This window comes from Natrinema thermotolerans (genome assembly GCF_031165565.1).
GTDB lineage: Archaea > Halobacteriota > Halobacteria > Halobacteriales > Natrialbaceae > Natrinema > Natrinema thermotolerans.
Genome location: NZ_CP101873.1, coordinates 1263654 through 1280447, shown reverse-complemented (window position 1 = coordinate 1280447; position 16794 = coordinate 1263654). Strand labels below are relative to the sequence as shown.

17 protein-coding genes are annotated in these 16794 nt (G+C 66.7%); 7 read left to right on the top strand and 10 right to left on the bottom strand.

From position 1 onward, the window contains the following. Nucleotides 1-109 precede the first annotated feature (109 nt). Nucleotides 110-1069: a formyltetrahydrofolate deformylase gene (locus NP511_RS06535; RefSeq protein ID WP_006650207.1), complete on the top strand. Its 960-nt coding sequence runs from the start codon at nt 110-112 to the stop codon at nt 1067-1069. Nucleotides 1070-1139: 70 nt separating this feature from the next. Here the strand turns inward: NP511_RS06535 and NP511_RS22940 are convergent, their stop codons facing one another. Beyond that, nucleotides 1140-1310 (bottom strand): DUF7576 family protein, encoded by a 171-nt coding sequence (locus NP511_RS22940; protein WP_162834886.1) that lies wholly within the window; start codon nt 1308-1310, stop codon nt 1140-1142. A 324-nt stretch (nt 1311-1634) separates the two neighbouring features. On the opposite strand from NP511_RS22940, the gene NP511_RS06530 reads away from it, so the two are divergent. Beyond that, nucleotides 1635-2942 carry an acetamidase/formamidase family protein gene (locus tag NP511_RS06530; protein ID WP_049964888.1) on the top strand — a complete coding sequence of 436 codons (1308 nt, stop codon included), beginning with the start codon at nt 1635-1637 and terminating at the stop codon, nt 2940-2942. Nucleotides 2943-3218: 276 nt separating this feature from the next. Here the strand turns inward: NP511_RS06530 and NP511_RS06525 are convergent, their stop codons facing one another. The 4 genes from NP511_RS06525 to NP511_RS06510 form a co-directional block, all read right to left on the bottom strand. Continuing rightward, nucleotides 3219-3491, bottom strand: a complete 273-nt coding sequence (locus NP511_RS06525; protein ID WP_049964886.1) for a MoaD/ThiS family protein — start codon at nt 3489-3491, stop codon at nt 3219-3221. 150 nt (nt 3492-3641) lie between these two features. After that, on the bottom strand, nt 3642-4937 hold the full coding sequence (locus tag NP511_RS06520) for an MFS transporter (RefSeq protein ID WP_049964885.1): 1296 nt from the start codon (nt 4935-4937) through the stop codon (nt 3642-3644). Nucleotides 4938-5410: 473 nt separating this feature from the next. After that, complete coding sequence (locus NP511_RS06515; protein ID WP_049905860.1) at nt 5411-5605, bottom strand: hypothetical protein; 195 nt, start codon at nt 5603-5605, stop codon at nt 5411-5413. A 130-nt stretch (nt 5606-5735) separates the two neighbouring features. After that, nucleotides 5736-6755 carry a phosphoribosylaminoimidazolesuccinocarboxamide synthase gene (locus tag NP511_RS06510; protein ID WP_049964883.1) on the bottom strand — a complete coding sequence of 340 codons (1020 nt, stop codon included), beginning with the start codon at nt 6753-6755 and terminating at the stop codon, nt 5736-5738. A 340-nt stretch (nt 6756-7095) separates the two neighbouring features. On the opposite strand from NP511_RS06510, the gene cofH reads away from it, so the two are divergent. Together cofH and NP511_RS06500 are read left to right on the top strand one after the other, a co-directional pair. Then, nucleotides 7096-8475, top strand: a complete 1380-nt coding sequence (gene cofH / locus NP511_RS06505; protein WP_049964882.1) for a 7,8-didemethyl-8-hydroxy-5-deazariboflavin synthase subunit CofH — start codon at nt 7096-7098, stop codon at nt 8473-8475. Between the two features lie 178 nt (nt 8476-8653). Next, on the top strand, nt 8654-9076 hold the full coding sequence (locus NP511_RS06500; RefSeq protein WP_049964881.1) for a hypothetical protein: 423 nt from the start codon (nt 8654-8656) through the stop codon (nt 9074-9076). Nucleotides 9077-9107: 31 nt separating this feature from the next. Here NP511_RS06500 and NP511_RS06495 read toward each other — a convergent pair whose 3' ends face one another. Then, nucleotides 9108-9749 (bottom strand): cyclase family protein, encoded by a 642-nt coding sequence (locus tag NP511_RS06495; RefSeq protein WP_049964880.1) that lies wholly within the window; start codon nt 9747-9749, stop codon nt 9108-9110. Nucleotides 9750-9861: 112 nt separating this feature from the next. Here NP511_RS06495 and NP511_RS06490 point away from each other — a divergent pair, with 112 nt between their 5' ends. The 3 genes from NP511_RS06490 to NP511_RS06480 all read left to right on the top strand — a co-directional run bounded on the left by NP511_RS06490 (nt 9862) and on the right by NP511_RS06480 (nt 11807). Next, a complete protein-coding gene (locus NP511_RS06490; RefSeq protein ID WP_049964879.1) occupies nt 9862-10620 on the top strand; it encodes an SDR family NAD(P)-dependent oxidoreductase in 759 nt (252 codons plus the stop codon). Nucleotides 10621-10662: 42 nt separating this feature from the next. Then, nucleotides 10663-11121 (top strand): nucleoside deaminase, encoded by a 459-nt coding sequence (locus NP511_RS06485; protein WP_049964878.1) that lies wholly within the window; start codon nt 10663-10665, stop codon nt 11119-11121. Nucleotides 11122-11657: 536 nt separating this feature from the next. Beyond that, the gene (locus NP511_RS06480; RefSeq protein WP_162834885.1) at nt 11658-11807 is read left to right on the top strand and encodes a hypothetical protein; all 150 of its coding nucleotides are present in this window, start codon (nt 11658-11660) and stop codon (nt 11805-11807) included. A gap of 495 nt (nt 11808-12302) precedes the next feature. On the opposite strand, the gene cofG is transcribed toward NP511_RS06480, so the two are convergent. The 4 genes from cofG to NP511_RS06460 form a co-directional block, all read right to left on the bottom strand. After that, nucleotides 12303-13466 (bottom strand): 7,8-didemethyl-8-hydroxy-5-deazariboflavin synthase subunit CofG, encoded by a 1164-nt coding sequence (cofG, locus tag NP511_RS06475; RefSeq protein WP_049964877.1) that lies wholly within the window; start codon nt 13464-13466, stop codon nt 12303-12305. Between the two features lie 61 nt (nt 13467-13527). Then, nucleotides 13528-14202: a 2-phospho-L-lactate guanylyltransferase gene (gene cofC, locus NP511_RS06470; RefSeq protein ID WP_049964876.1), complete on the bottom strand. Its 675-nt coding sequence runs from the start codon at nt 14200-14202 to the stop codon at nt 13528-13530. A gap of 161 nt (nt 14203-14363) precedes the next feature. Continuing rightward, nucleotides 14364-15542: a tubulin/FtsZ family protein gene (locus NP511_RS06465; RefSeq protein ID WP_006181321.1), complete on the bottom strand. Its 1179-nt coding sequence runs from the start codon at nt 15540-15542 to the stop codon at nt 14364-14366. 236 nt (nt 15543-15778) lie between these two features. Continuing rightward, a complete protein-coding gene (locus tag NP511_RS06460; protein ID WP_049964875.1) occupies nt 15779-16699 on the bottom strand; it encodes a complex I NDUFA9 subunit family protein in 921 nt (306 codons plus the stop codon). Between the last annotated feature and the right edge of the window lie 95 nt (nt 16700-16794).

The window sequence follows — 16794 nt, the reverse complement described above, 5'->3', positions numbered from 1 at the left end:
CTCCGAAACGGAATGCGGGCGATTCTCACGCACTCTGCCGGAAAGCAGGACTTTTAGCCGCTCGTGGACTGGGATCCGTCGTGATGAATCGCGAATCGCTCGAGCGGAGGTGGCAGCGTTGACGACCGACGTAACCGAGATCACGGTGATCGGAGAGGACGACACGGGACTGATCGCGAACGTAACCAGCCTCCTGTTCGAGCGCGGAATCAACATCGAGGACCTCGATCAGGCGGTTCGTGACGGCGTCTTCCGGATGTATCTCGCCGTCGACACCTCGGAGATGGTCTGTACCGAGTCGACGCTCCGGGAAGACCTCCACGACCTCGGGGACGACCTCGGACTCGACGTCCAGGTCCGGTTCCCGTCCGATCGCGAGAGCCAGCAGATCGCCGTCCTCGTCACCAAGGAGAGCCACTGCCTCGAGGCGCTGTTCGAGGCCTGGGCCAACGACGAACTCGGCGCCGACATCGGGGTCGTCATCGGCAATCACGACGACTTACAGCCGCTGGCCGAACACTACGACGTCCCGTTCCACGACATCGGCGACGAGGGCGGCCAGCAAAACGAGGACGAACTGCTCGAACTCCTCGCGGAGTACGACGTCGACCTGATCGTCCTCGCGCGGTACATGCGAATCCTCTCGCCAAACGTGGTCTTTCGATACGAGGACCGCATCATCAACGTCCACCCCTCCCTGCTGCCGGCCTTCCCCGGCGCGGAGGCCTACCGGCAGGCACTGGACGAAGGCGTCCGCGTCGCGGGCGTCACCGCCCACTACGTCACGACCGACCTCGATCAGGGGCCGATCATTACCCAGCGCGCGTTCGACGTCCCCGACGACGCCGATATAGACGACATGAAACACCGCGGCCAGCCGCTGGAGGCAGACGCCTTGCTCGAGGCCGTCCAGCTCCACTTAAACGGCGACGTTTCGGTCCACCGCGGTCGGACCTCGGTCCGGGAAAACGGCACCAAATACCAGCTCGGGCTCCCCGACGAAATCGACGAGTTCACGCCCGATCGGCCGGTCGACGGGATCGGCAGCGCGGTCGCCAAGGACCAATAGCCGCGGCGGCGTTCGTCTCTCCCGCTATCTTCCGTTTGAGGACCGTAGCGACCCGTCTCGAGCCCGATACTCAGGCCGAGTCCGACGACTCCCACTGATTGCGGCAGTCGTCGCTGCAGAAATGCCGGTGGACGGCGGTGCCGTCCTCGACGGTCGTGACCACGCGCTGTTCGGAAGACGGTCCCACTGGGCTCCCACACTGTCGACACTCGGGCGAATCCGCATCCGTCGAGTCAGTCATCGCTTGACAGAAGACACGAGAGCCACTTGAACGAACCTATTGCGGCGGATTCGGCCACGGCCAGCCGAACGAGTTCGTCCGACCCCGGCAGGCGTTCTCCCGGTCGATCGCGACCCGTTCGAACAGCGGAGCGTGGTCGTCGTGGATGTCGGGAACGCAGCCGCAACCAGCGCCGGTCGCCGCCGAAACCGGATCGGGGAGTCGAATCGGCGTCGCTCGACATAGTTTCGCCCCGTCGTCCGTTCATCCGAGGGCGGACGAGCGCTCACCGTCGGTTCCGTGAGCGGCACCCTTATCGACGTCAGCGACCAACTATGGATTGGTATGGCACAACAAGATATCCGCCGGGAGCTGCACGTCGACCAGTACACGCTCGGGCTCGTCGGCCCCGATCAGGAGTGGGCGGGGACCGTCGCGGACGGCGGGACGATCGAGACCTACACCCCGCCGGGCTGTTGGGGGCCGATGGTAACGCCGGAGTTCCACGGCGGCCACGAGGTGACCCGGCCGATCCGCGTCGCGGGGGCCGAGGTCGGCGACGCGATCGCCTTACACATCCGCGATATCGAGGTCACGAGCATGGCGACGAGTACGGGCTCGATGGCCGAGCGCGAGGACGCCTTCGGCGACGACCCGTTCGTCGATCACCGCTGTCCGGAGTGTGGCACGAAGTGGCCCGACTCGATCGTCGAAGGGACCGGCGAGGACGCGATCAAGTGCGCCGAGTGCGGCGCGAACGCCTCTTCGTTCGGCTTCGAGTACGGCTACACCGTCGCTTTCGACGACGACGGGACCGTCGGGATCACCCTCGACGAGGCCGCGGCCCACGAACTCGCCGAGGACGCCGCGGAAGTAATGGACATCCCCGCCAACTCCCGACAGCACCCGATCCTGCTGTACGAACCCGGCGAGATGCCCGGAACGCTGGGTCGGCTGCGCCCGTTCATCGGCAACGTCGGGACGACGCCGCCGGTCACGATGCCCGACTCGCACAACGCCGGCGACTTCGGCCAGTTCCTCATCGGGGCCGACCACGACTACGGCGTCGACAGCGAGGCCGACCTCGAGGCCCGCACTGACGGCCACATGGACATCCCGCAGGTCCGTGAGGGCGCGACACTGATCTGTCCCGTCAAGGTCGACGGCGGCGGGGTCTACGTCGGCGACCTCCACGCCAACCAGGGCGACGGCGAACTCTCCCTGCACACGACCGACGTCAGCGGCACCGTCCGAATGGACGTCGAGGTCATCGACGACCTCGAGATCGACGGCCCCGTCTTGCTCCCGCCGGAGGAGGACCTGCCGTTCATCAGTAAACCCTACAGCGACGAGGAGCGCGAGGCGGGCCGCGACCTCGGCGCGGAACACGACGTCGACGTCGAGACGGACATGGGCCCGATTCAGGTCGTCGGCTCCGGTGCGACGGTCAACGACGCCACGCAGAACGCCTTCGACCGCGCCGGGAAACTGCTCGACATGAGCGAGGGCGAGGTCCGCTCGCGGTGTACGTTCACCGGCGGCGTCCAGATTGGCCGGCTCCCCGGCGTCGTCCAACTGGACATGCTGGCTCCGATGGACATCCTCGAGGACCGCGGGATGGACCACCTCGTGCGCGAGCAGTACGGACTGTAGCCGGCCCCGTGCCGTAGCCCCCTCCGCTTTCCCCCTGCGGTGGCGCGCGCTGAGACACGGCGAACCACTGGTGAGCCGTGGCACGATCTCGCGCGAGGGATGAGCGAGCGAACGGAGTGACCGAGCGTTAGCGCGGAACCGACGGTTCCGCGAACCATACGAACGGGCACTTCGTGCCCGTGAGTAGAAATCGGTTGGGGAGGGCGTGGTCCTCACTGCAGCCACGATAGCAGCGAACTCGTTCGTCTTCCCGTTTCCTTCGACTCCGTCCATCACTCAGTGACGAGATCCGCCCTGCACGGCCGGCACTACCGCCAGCGCCGCGCCCTCGGGTACTGACTCTTCGAGCCCGGCCCGATCGCCCTCGAGCGAGACCCTGACGCTCGCACGCACCGCGTCGCCGTCGTAGAGGTGCGACGCCGCGCGCGGATAGGCGTCGACGAGCGCCGCGAGCGCGTCGGCGACGGTCCCGCCCGCCCACTCGAGGACCACCGTCTTGTTGCCGGTCGCGCTCCGGAGCGGGCCGTACACCGTGACTTCGGTCTCCATACCGACTACTGGGACGACCGGCGACATATACCGACCGCCGCCCGTTGCTCGAGGGCGCCGGCTTCGAGGACGTCGCGCCGTCGCCCGTCTGGTGGGGACCAGTACGGGCTGTAGGGTCGACTCCGCGCGGTAGGGATCGAAGCGAGCCCGTTACGGTTCGGGCCGCTCCGTCCCGAACCGGAGATCGAAGTCGTCCGGAGTCGCGGCCTCGGCCGCGGGGAGGCGGCGGAGCCGCGGCCGCAGGAGGACGTAGGCGGCTGTGAAGCCGAAGCCGCCCGCGGCCAGCGCCATGGTGGTCGTCGTTCCCAGCGTATCGGCGACGACCCCGCCGACGAGCGAGCCAAGCGGGAGCGTCGCCCCCGAAGCGGTCCCCTTCGTTGCCGAGATCCGGCCCAGTAGGTCGGCCGGAAACAGTCGCTGGTTCAGCGTCGCCGTGAGTACGCCCGATGCGCCGATCGGCACCCACGCGAGGCCGAACAGTGCGACCGTAAGCGCCGGCGACGGCGCGACGACCGCCGCGACCCAACACCCCGCACCGAGCCCGTGCGAGAGCAGTACCGTCCCGTATGGGACGCCGGCCACGTACGGACCGAGGATCGATCCGACGAGCCGACCGATGCCAAGGGCCCCCAGCAGCAGGCCGTAGATCGCGGGACCGCCCAGTCCGTCGCCGAACGCCGGCAGAATCGCCAGCGCGACCCCGGTCGCGAAGTTCGCCACCGCAGTCAGCAGAATCAGTTCGACGAAGAGGGTCCCGCGGAGGACTTCGATACCCACTCGGAGGTCCGAACCGTACGACCGGAGTACCGATCCGACGGACGGTGCGGACTCGTCGGCCCCACCGCTTTCGTTCGAATTCGCGGGCATTCCGATCGTGATTCCGGCGAAGAGTACCGCTGCGACGGCGAACGTGAGCGAGTCGGCGAGGAACAGCGTCGTCGCACCGAAGACGGCGATGACCCCGCCTCCGATCGCGTCGAACACCATGTCCAGCCCGAGCGTCACCGTCGTCAGCGCGGAGTTGGCCTCGGAGAGCCTGTCCTCGTCGACGATCCGGGGGAGCAGCGCGGTCTCCATCGGCCCCATCACCAGCGTCGCGAGCATCAGCACCGGGGCGACGACGAACAGGAGACCGACGCGGAGCCGTCCGGTCACCGCTGCGAGCGGCAGGACGAGTACGACGACGCCCTGGACCACCTGTGAGCCGACGAGGACGGATCTGAGCGGTAGCCGGTCGACGAGCGGGCCGGCGAACACCTGCAGCAGCCACGGGAGCAGCAGTATCGCGTTCAATGCGCCGGTGACGAGGGTCGACCCGGTCAGTTCGAAGGCGAGCCAGAGTACGGCGACCGTGTAGAGACTGTCCCCGGCGTTCGTCGCGAACTGACCGGCGACGAAGCGGCGAAAGTCCCGGTTTCGCCCCAGCAAGCGCCCGGCGGCGATCATCGCGGACCACTCCTGCGGAGCGGCGACACGGCTCCGGGCGGTTCGAGCGATCGGGTCGGCGGTGATTCGAATATCGATACGCGGTCGTGCGAGCCCCGGCCGGTGACCGGTGGCTCGGTGGATGTCGGCATGTGCGTGTTCGGTCGAGAGAAAGTGCGGCTACCGCGGCGGTAGCGAAACGAACCCGAGTGCTGCGGCTATCGGGCCCGTCACGCGGCGGGGGGCGAGAGGGGGTCGAACACCGGACGAACCGAGATCCGGCGGGTCATAGAACGAATCGTTGAGAGGATCCGCACGATCCGTCAAAAGTGTACTGATTCCGTACGGTCCGGAACTCCGTCGCGGGTCGGCGGTGAGCGCAGGCGGGCGAAACCCCAGACGCAGCATCCGCTCGAGTCGTCGTCGCTCGAGACGAACCGATGGCTCGAGCGGCGAGCGAGACGTTGCGAGCGGAACGGGCGACGGACGGGGGTTCAGTCGTCGCTCGGTTCGGCACTCGCCGCCGCGGTCGCGTCCTCCCGACCCGCCCAATCGCTCGAGCGAAGCGGCGCGAACGTCAGAAACAGGATGGCCAACATGAAGACGCTCAGCATGACGGTCGCGACCATCGCGATACCGGACGTGAAGCTGAACAGGACGATACCCGCTGTGCTGGCTATGAGACTCATTCGTGTTCGTTCGACCGTCGCCACTCCCGCCATATGAGGGTTACTTTGTCCGGTGCCGAGTGCGAAATGACAGCAATGGACGCGTGATCGAGCCGGTAGCGGCGCTCGTTCCCGCCCGGACTCGCCGTCGTCAGAGCCGCCGGACCGCGCCGATCGCGCTCGAGAGCGGCGGCGCGTCGAAGAATTCGCGGTCGGTGTAGGCGTTCGCACCGCTGCGATACAGTTCGCTCGCGGTCTCGAGAACCGACTCCTCGAGGGGCTCGGGCGCTTCCTCGCAGAGCGATTTCCAGTCGGCGACGTCCTCGGCTTTGGCCTCGGCCTTGGCGTCGTCGACGGCCCGGACCCAGTCGGGCTGGGTGCGCTTGTGGTACTGGCGCAGCACCTCCTTCGAGAGCTGGGTCCCCTCGTAGCTAAAGCGGTTCTCGTCGAAGGTGCCGACGACGTCGCCGACCCGGATCTCGCCCTGATAGTAGAGACACTCGATCTTGCCGTCCTCGTGGGTCAACCCGGCGGCGTCGGCCTGCTCGGTGACGATCCGGTTGACCTCGCGGGCCAACGACTCGAGGTCGTCGATCGACGCCTTGCCGGCGATGGCGTCAGCCTCCGCCCGCTCGAGATAGCGGTCGCCTTCCTCGTACTTCGTGGAGAACTCGACGATCGGCTCCGCGAGGTCGACGGCCTCGTCGGGCCACTCGTCGAACGCGAGCCCGTGGTCCGCGGGGTCGGTTCGGCTGCGCAGGCTCGAGCCGACCGGGACCCGGTTGCGGAAGACGATCTCCAGCGGGATCAGGTAGTTCTCGCCGGCCGCCTCGTGGTAGCTGTCGTAGTCGTACGCCCGTCCCTCGTGGGGGAGGTCGGGCACCTGTGTGAGGTCGATGGCCATCTCCCAGGGCGGGTGGGAGGCGTCCGCGAGGGCGACGACGTCGCCGTTTTCCACGACGCCGCGGTAGTGGGTCGGGACGCCCTCGGACTCGAGCAGTTCGAAGTTGAACGCGCCCATGGTACAGAGGCTCGCGCCCTTCTGGGGGATCTGGTCGGGCATCTTCCCCCAGTCGAACACCGAGTAGTCGTCGGTGAAGACGAACGAGCCGCGGCCGAGATCGTCGTCGGTCGCGTCCTCCTCGATGCGGAACTCCTTGACGCTGGTCATCGGCTCCACCTCGCGTGGAGTCCGTAACCGTCGAACGGTTGCGCTGTGCGTGCAGTCACGTGAGACACCTCAGGACGTGTTCGCCCCCGTCGCTCATATCCCAGTTGCCGTGGCCGGAGCGTAAGAAGGTTTCAATATTCGGTCGGTGGTCGGGAGCCGGAGCGCCGGAGCCAGACGCGGAGTGACGATCGCCACCACCGGTTCGGTTCGACGGCCGGTGGCGGCCGCGATCCGCCTTGCCTCGCGTCATCGGTAGCGGCAACTCTCGACGCGGCCGATTCTGACGGGGCGGGGTCCGGATCCATCACCCTTTTCTCGCTGTGCGAGCATCGTTACGTCGATGGAGCGACCGGTGACCGAGGCCGACCTGGCGTTCGAACACGTTCCCGAGACCGACCAGTCGTTCGAGAACGCACTGGCGAAAGCGCGCGACGGCGACCGACTCGGCGTCGACGACGCCATCGAGTTACTCACGACTGGGACCGACAGCGACGGCATCGATCGCCGGCGCAAGGAACGCGTCCTCGAGGCGGCCGACCGCCGGCGCGCCGAGCAGGTCGGCGAGGAGGTCACCTTCATCGCGAACCTGAACAACAACGTCACGACGGCCTGTAACGTGGGCTGTCTGTTCTGCAATTTCAAAGATGCAGCTCACACCTTCGAGAGCGACACGGAGATCGAGACGGCGGGGTTCACGAAGACGCCCGCCGAATCCCGCGAGATCGTCGCCGACGCCGTCGAGCGGGGCATCTACGAAGTCACGTCCGTCTCGGGACTGCACCCCGCGTTCGCGCTCGACGAGGAACATCGGGAGATCCTCGAGGCCCACCCGAACCCGAAGGAAGTCAACTACAAGCCGCCGGCGGTCTACGACACCAGTCCCGGTACCTACACGGACCAGCTCTCGGCGATGAGCGTCGACGGCGTCCACGTCCACTCGATGACGCCCGAAGAGGCCTACCACGCCCGGCGGGGCACCGACTGGTCCTACGAGGAGGTCTACCGCCGACTGCAGGAGGCCGGGCTGGATACCGTTCCCGGCACCGCAGCGGAGATCCTCGTCGAGGAGGTCCGCGAGGTCATCTGCCCCGGCAAGATCAGTACCGAGGGGTGGCTCGAGGCCATGGAGGCCGCCGCGAACGTCGGCCTCGGGATGACGGCGACGATCATGTACGGTCACGTCGAGAACGAGGCCCACCGCGCGATGCACTTAAAACGGATTCGTGACTTACAGGATCGGACCGGCAACATCACCGAGTTCGTCCCCCTCTCGTTCATCCACCAGAACACGCCGCTGTACGAACACGACGTGGTCTCTGGCGGGGCCAGCATCGACGAGGACGAACTGCTGATCGCCGTCTCGCGGCTGTTCCTCGATAACATCGATCACATCCAGGCCTCGTGGGTCAAGTACGGCGACGAGCAGGGGCTGAAGATGCTCTCGTGTGGGGCCGACGACTACATGGGGACGATCCTTTCGGAGGAGATCACCAAACGCGCCGGCGGCGGCTTCGGCGAGTTCCGCTCGTTCGAGGACTACGTCGAGATGATCTCCTCGATCGGCCGCGTGCCCGTCGAGCGCTCGACCGACTACAAGCAGCGCCGGGTCATCGACCCCGACGACCCGCCCTTTGGCCCCCGACTCGGGCCGAAGGCCGACGGGACGCCGCTGCTGACTCGAGCGGAACGGGAAGAGCGGGCGGTGCCGGCCGACGACTGATCGGTGCCGGCCGTCTCCATCCGTCGTTCCGCGGTGGCGGCACACTGCCACCGCTCCCGGTGACTACAGTCCCTGTTTCAGTGAGATGAATACTTAACTGCGGCCCGGTCCCACTCACGATCGTGTCTCGTGACAGACCTCTTGAACGTACTCCTGCCATCGGTGTTTTGTCCCGATAATGACGGCTTCGTTTCACGGGAACGGGCGACTGGTACTGGGACTCGTTCTCATCGTAAGTACGGTAGCGCTCGGCGGCTGTCTGACCCAAGCGGACTACTCGACCTCGGTCGGCGAACCGACCAATGGGACGGTCATACGGAACGTCTCCGTCTACGACGTCAACGAGCTAGACGGGGCGCGATACGAACTCGACCATCGTCTCGACGACGAGACCAATTACTCCCTCAAGACGTACGAACGGACGAACGGAACGGACGAAATCGTCAAGATATCCTCGCTGACGGGGCACGAACCGACGTACAAGAACGATCTGGCACCGCCGCAGGACCGCGGCGACGAGCGGACGTACAGACTCGTCGTCGTCCGATCGGACACCGGTGCGACCGTCGACGCTATCACGATAACGATCAAGCGGAACTAGCGGTCGCAGTAATTACTCGCGGTCGTGAGGCCTAGTCCCCACCGCGGACGCCGACGGCCCGCACCGGTGCGCCATCGCCAGCGAGCGCGAGCGGATACGCCCGGAGTTCGAACCGCTCGCCGACCGCCTCGAGCCCGGTCAGATTCTCGAGGATCAGCCGGTCGTCGCCGAGCAGTGCGTGGTGGGCCGGGACGCCGTCGGGCTCGTCCGCGCCAGCACCCTCGGTCGGCGTCGGATCGGGGTTGAGCGCGTCGACGGCCACGTCTAGTCCCCGATCGGCACAGGTTTCGGCCGCGGCCGGCGAGAGATAGGGATGCTCGAGGTAGCGGTCGGTCCCCCAGTGGGCGTCCCAGCCGGTCCAGAACGCGGCGAGGTCGGCGTCGTCGTCGGGCACTCGCGACGCGGGGATCGGCTCGCGGGCCTCGAGGTCGCGACAGTCGACCCGGACGGCGTCGAAGACGAACCGCTCGAGCGGATAGGCAGCGAGCGTTCGGCCGTCGGGCTCGGTGTGGGCGGGCGCGTCGACGTGGGTTCCGGTGTGGCTGCCACACTCGAGGCTCGAGACGCGAGCGCCGTCGTCCGCGTGGGTCGCGTGGGGGTGGACGGCGACCGGGGGGTCGCCGGGGTAGGTCTGCATCCCCGTTTCGATCGGCTGGGTGAGATCGATCTGCATGCGGGATAGCTGTCGGCGACGGGGCATAACGCTGTCCGGACCTCGAGCCGATCGATGGTCGATTTTCAGAACCGGTGACAATCATTATACGGTATCCCGATAACGTGTGGGTATGCGACTCGAAGGCAAGACAGCGTTTATCACGGGCGCGGGCTCAGGTCTCGGGCGGGAAGCAGCGCAACTGTTCGCCGAGGAGGGCGCGACGATCGTCGCGGCCGACATCGATCACGAGAGCGCCGCGGAGACGGTCGCTCGCGTCGAAGACGCGGGGCGGGACGGCACCGCGCTCGAGTTGGACGTCCGGGACGCCGACGCGGTCCACGCGGCCGTCGACGAGGCGGTCTCGGAGTTCGGCCTCGATATCATGCTGAACAACGCGGGCGTGAGCCACGAGCGCTCGAAGATCGAGGAGATCGACGAAGGCGAGCGCGATCGGGTCATGGACGTCAACGTGAAGGGCGTCTGGAACGGCTGCCATGCCGTGATCCCCCACTTCAAGGAGCAGGGGTCGGGCGCGATCGTCAACACGGCGTCGCTGGCGGGCGTCATCGGCGCGCCGCAACTGGGTGCCTACTCGCTGTCGAAGGGGGCGGTCGTCAACTTCACGCGGACCGTCGCGGCGGAGGTCGGCCCGGCCGGCGTCCGGGCGAACGCGGTCTGTCCGGGCGTCACCGACACGGCGATGCCCCGGCAGAACCGCACCGAGGAGGAGTGGGAAGCGACCAAGGAGGAGATGTCGCGACACTACCCGCTCAAACGGCTGGGCGAGCCGGAAGACATCGCCAACGCCATGCTGTTTCTGGCCAGCGACGAGGCCGACTGGATTACCGGGCAGGCGCTGGTCGTCGACGGCGGCTTCTCCTGTACGTAGCTCGAGGCGAAGCGTTTCGGAACCGGCGGCCGAACGGCCGCTATGGCCACTGACGACTCGTACGTGCGGCGGGCGATCGACCTCGCAGAATCGGCGGTCGAGAACGGTAACACCCCCTTCGGTTCCCTGCTCGTCGTCGACGACGCGGTCGTCCGGACCGCGGAGAACACCACCCTAACTGACGACGACGTGTCGGCCCACCCCGAGTTCAAGCTCGCTCGGTGGGCCGCGCGCGAACTCGAGCCGAGCGAGCGCGCGGCCTGTACGATGTACACCAGCACCGAGCCCTGCCCGATGTGTGCGAGCGCGATCGTCTATGCGGGGCTGGACCGAGTCGTCTACAGCGTTCCCGTCGACTCGCTTGCCGGGATCCGGGACGACGGCGTGATCGAGATTCCCTGTGACGAAGTCGTCGAGCGAGCCAATGCCGACACCAGCGTCGACGGGCCGGTCCTCGAGGACGAGGGACTGGAACTCCACGAGGACTACTTCGCCGAGTGACGGCGCGACGGACTTTCCTCGCAGTCCGAAACTGACCCGCCATCCACCGTGCGGTGGCGCGCGCTGTGCCGCGGTGAACCGCCGGTGAACCGCGGCGCGACGCCGTGCGAGGGATGAGCGAACGAAGTGAGCGAATCGGCTGGGGAGGGCGTGGCAACTCACTGTTGCCACGATAGCAGGACGCTCGTCGCCGTCGGTTCCGGTCGGGACCGACTCATCTGCGGTTCTGATTACGGATCGGTGAAACACCGATGCTCGAGCCACAGCAACTAGTTCTCATCGTCTTATCCAGTAGTTATAAGTGAAAACGCGCAGACATTCAACTGGAAGCCGGTCTCCGAACGGAGCAAGGGGGCTGCATCGAAACGCCCCGGGTGCGGAGACACCCGAGACCTGGCTTCCAAGCGACCTGCTTGAAGCCATGCTTCGCTTCGTACTATCGGGATATAAACGTCCCGCACGACGGTGGAATCAACTCCGACGATCAGCGACGGCCCTCGAGTCCCCGCTACGGTCCTCGAGAACCGGTGATCGCGATGCCTGACAATGACCCGTTCGAGTCGTCGCTCCCCGACTGTCCCCATTGCGGCCGCCCCGTCTGGGTGGTGACCGTCAGCGGACCCCGCGACGGGACCGCCTCTCCCTGTGGCTGTTCCGTCGTGCCGGACCGCCTCGAGCGGGAGTAGCCAGCTCGGGGCTCAAGATTCAGTCCCGGTTGTCGCCGTCGACACTGTCGGCGACCCGCCTGACGAACCGCTGAATTGTACGCGATTCCGACCATCATCAAAGGATTGATAATTGAAGCCGAGGCACTATAGAGACAAGCGAGATGCTTCGCTTTAGACGGGCGGTAATTGCGGTATCGGTAGTGATTCTGTCGGCAATAATGAACTATGTCGAATTTCACGGAACGAGCAGGAACGTTTCCTCGATCGGAGATTTCATCGTCTGGTTTGCGGTCGGCGTCCCTGTTGCCTATCTGTTCCTCACGATCAGTATCGTCTGTAGTACTGTTGTAATGGAGCGTCTATTTTCCGTTCTGAGATAACCTGGTCCTCTCGGGATCACTCTCTGAATTATAATCAGAGTCAGTCGCTAACCGTCTAGAGAAGGGAAAGAGCGGCAGGATAATTCACGTCCAGTCACACTTGCAACCGTTGGTAGCGTCCCGCTGGCCAATCTCAGTGTGACGCGGCCGTCTCTCCGTCCCGAAGCACCGACCGGTACCGCCCACCTGCCGCGTCGTCGGCCTCGAGCGCCGCCCGAATCGCTGCCGAGATCCACTCCCGGTCGCCGTCCGCGCCGTCGGCCAGCCGACCGTCGAAGCCGTCGGTCCGCAGTTCGGCCGGCAGGAACCGCTCGTAGACCGGTAGTCGCTCGCCAAGCGGCACGCCCGCGCTCGCGGCGATCTCCTCGAGTTCCCTGAGCGCGGGCCACTTGTATTCGGGGTTGATGTGGTCGTCGGTGACCGGCGAGACGCCGCCGAGGTCGTCGACGCCGCAGTCGATCAGGTCCTTGGCGGGGGCGAGATTTGGCGGGACCTGCACCGAAATCTCCTCGGGCAGGGCGGCGCGGGCCATCGCCGTCACCTGCCGCATCGTCGCGAGATCGGGCGAGCCGCCGGACCAGCGCTCGTTCTCGACGACGGGCTGGACGATCACCTCCTGGATGTGGTCGTAGCGTTCGTGGAGCTCCCGGATGGCCAGCAGGCTCTCGGCGCGGTCGCGCCAGTCTTCGCCGATCCCCACCAGGATTCCGGTCGTGAAGGCCACGTCGAGTTCGCCCGCGTTCTCGAGGGTGCGCAGGCGCTGGCCGGGCACCTTGCGCCGCGGGCCGGCATGGGCCCCGACCTCCGCGGTCGTCTCGAGCATCACGCCCATGCTGGCGTTGACGTCGGCGACTTCGGCCAGCTGCTCGCGAGTCTGATCGCCCGGATTCGCGTGCGGGAGCAGTCCTTCCTCGAGCGCCACTTCACAGGCCTCGCGCAGATAGGTATGAATCGAGTCGTGGCCCCACGCCTCGAGTTGCGCGTGGATCTCGGTGTAGCGGTCGTCCGGATCGTCGCCGAAGGTAAACAGTGCCTCAGTACAGCCGGCGTCGGCCCCCCGCCGACAGATCTCGCGAACCTCCTCGAGCGAGAGCAGCTCGGCCTGACCCGGCGGGTCGAAGTACGTACAGTAGGTGCAGGTGTAGCGACAGGCGGTCGTCAGCGGCACGAAGACGTTCCGCGAGAACGTAAGCGCCGGCGGCGCGTCGACGTCGCTCGGACTGACTTGGAGGAGGTCGTCGACGGCCCCCTCCTCGACCGCGACGTCGACGCCGTACTCGCTGGCCCCGGGAAACATTACCTCCCATTGTCGTGGCTCGGCACATAAGGCCTTCACTTCGTGGCGATCGTCGGGGCCGTCACTCGGCCGTCGGGCCGCCGTCGCGGACCGCGGCGACCCGGCCGTCGCGACGCTCGAGTTCGAAGCCGAACTCGCGGAGGACAGCGGGCGCGCGGTCGCTCTCGCGGCCGTGGACGAGGACCTCGACGAGGTCGGCGGGCTCGTCGATGTCGGTCCCCAGCCGGAAGGAGTCGACCGCCTCGAGGGTCGCGCCGACCTCGCGGGCGATCCCGCGGTGGTCGAGATAGGAGAGCCCGTGGTAGTCGACGCGGAAGTCCGGATGGTCGACGGCGAGGGCGTTGGTGCCACCGCCGCGGCCGGGCGCGATCGCGACGTCGGCCCCCGCGGTCAGAAGCTCCTCGAGCGCGTCGGGCGTCGCGAGCGCGAGATCGGCCATGACGACGGCGACGGGATCGTCACCGGCGTCGGCCGGCAGCCGCGCGTTGACCGCCTCGGTCAGCGGGCGGTCGTCGACCGTCAGCGACGTCGCCGCGGCGACCTCGCCCGGCATCTCGAGGGCCCCGAGGTCGAGCGGCGCGGTCGAGACGACGGCGGGCTCGTGGCCCGCGCGGACGATCGCGCGAAGCACGTCCGCGAGCATGGCGCGGGCGAACTGCGAGCGCTCGGCCGGCGAGAGAACTGACTCGAGCCGCGTCTTCGGCGTCTCGGCGGCGAACGGAACCACGACGCGCATGTGAATCTAGTTGCGGTAGCCGGGGCGGCCCCAAAAGTACGTCGGAGCGAAGATCGAGGGCGGCCGACGGTGACTGCCGGCTCTCGAGAACGCTGGCGATCGACTTCCCCCTCCCGGCGAGCGCGGCCGCTGGCCCCGTCGATCGTCGAAAGAACGGCGGCCTAGAACAGCGGCTCGAGTTCGTCCTCGTCGTCCTCGACGAGTTCCTCGAGGTTCTCTTCGCTTTCCTGCTGGATGTCGTCGATGTTGTCCTGTGCCTCGATGGCGACCTGCTGCAGTCGCTTGATCCGGGGGACGTTGGTCACGCCGGAAAGCAGGATGGCAGCGGCCACCTCGGGCTCCTCTCGCGGGAAGTCGCCACCGCGGACTTCCATGCTGCCCGTTTCCTCCTCGAGCCACTTGCGGCCGCGTTCGATGCCTTTCCGATTGAGGTACTCGGAGGGACCGGAGAGGACGAGCAGCGCGCGCTCGGTACCCTCGATCTCACAGGGGAGCGTGAGTCGGCCGAGCGCGGCCTTGCGGACGAGGCTCGTGATACGGTTGGTCGTGTTTGCGGCGTCTAAGTCGTCCTCGCTGCCGCCTTCGCCGGTAAAGCGAGAGAGGAGGCCACCGCCGGTGTTCATCTCGACTTCCTCGCTCGCGAAGCCGACGGTCGAGACGCCGCCGCCCGAAAGCGTGTTGATGATCTCCGAGGAGTCGACGACGCTCTCGGCGACCTCCTGTCCGTCGCCGACCTCGCCGGCACCAAAGAGGATGCCAAAGCGGCGGACGATCTCCTCGTTGATCTGGTCGTAGCCGCCCTCGACGGACTCGCCGGTCTGTCGCCAGGAGTCGTTGTCGAAGACGAGCAGGTTGTCGACCTCGCGGACGAACGTCTGGAAGGATCGTGCCGCGTTGAGCGTGTAGATTCCGCCTTCGTCGGTGCCCGGCAGGACGCCGAGGCCGTAGACCGGGATCGTGTAGATCCGCTGGAGGTGTTTCGCGAGGACCGGCGCGCCACCCGAGCCGGTGCCACCGCCCATCCCGGCGACGATGAGGAAGGCGTCGACCTCGTGGGTCGGGATCGCGTCGATCGCGTTTTGCACCTCGTCGATGTCTTCCTCGGCGACTTCCGCGCCGAGTTCGTTGTCAGCACCCACGCCGTGGCCCTTCACGCGGGCCTGGCCGATGAGTACGCGATTCTCCTGTGGAATATTCTCCAGGCCCATGAGGTCCGCTTTCGCGGAGTTGACAGCGATCGCTGCCCGGACGATTCCGCTTCCCGTCCGATCGTCGTAATCGAGGAACCGATCGACGATTTTGCCACCGGCCTGTCCGAATCCGATCATCGCCAGCTTCATTGTTTATCAGGGGGCTCCGTTGGATTGGTAACAGTGGGATAGAGGATATAAGTCTTGTGCTAATCTGAATTTCTCGATTAATAGAGTATTGCTCGAGAGCGCCGCGTAGAGACAATGAAGCGCCCAATATCGCGAGTAGTAAATATCTTTTTACCCTCCCCTATAGTGTTTTTTATATTACGTTTCGTACCTGATCGCCGTTGATCGGAACGGTGACCGCCCCGGCTGGCGCTCGATCAGGCAGTTCCCGCCGGCCGTCCTCGGCGACCGGGTCCCGCGAGGCCGAGATACGAGGCGAGCGTCGTCAGGTCGGCCGGATCGCGATCGAACGCGGTCACGTCGTTGTCGGTAACGGTATTGTCGAACGCCAGCGAGCGTGCCTGATCCGGGCCGAAGGGAAGGAACGGGACCGGGCCGATCGCCGAGAGGCCGACCTTGGCCAGTCCCATCGGGATCGGGACGATCGTGATGTCTTTGCCTTCGGCCGCGTAGGCCAGCTCGGTCACGTCCGCGAGGGTCAGGACCTCCGGCCCCGCGAGGTCGTAGGTCTCGCCGGCGTGGGCCTCGTCCTCGAGCGCGTCGGCCAGCATCGGGACGAGGTCGCCGACCCAGATCGGCTGGAACCGCGTCTTCCCGCCGCCGGGGAGTCCGGTCACGTACGGCGTGGTCAGCGCCTTCGTGAAGTCGACGAACTCGCCGCCGTCCCCGAAGACCACGGAGGGGCGGACGATCGTCCACTCGAGGTCGGACGACCGGACGACCCCCTCGGCCCGCCCCTTCGCGCGGATGTAGGCGGTCGGCCCGTCGGGGTTGGCCCCGAGCGCGCTCAGCTGGAGGAACCGGTCGACGTCGCCGGCCTCGGCGGCCCGCACGAGGTTCTCGGTTCCGCCGAGGTGGACCGCCTCGTGGCTCTTTCCGCCGCGGGGCTTGAACAGCGGCGAGAGCGCGACGAGGTTGACGACCGCGTCGTGGCCCGCGACGGTGTCGGCGATCGAGTCAGCGGCGCTCACGTCGCCCATCGCGACCTCGACGCCGTCTGGCAGGCCGCCGCCGTCGGGGGACCGCGACAGCGCCGTCACCTCGTGATCGCGCTCGGCCAGTTCCGCACACAGGTTCGTCCCGATGAAGCCGGTGCCGCCGGCGACGAGGATCTTCATACACGAACGTGCCGGCGCAACGATAAATAGCTAGGCGGCTACGTAGTGAGGTCGTCCGTCTCGACAGATTGTAGTAGCCGTCACGCCCAGGTCCG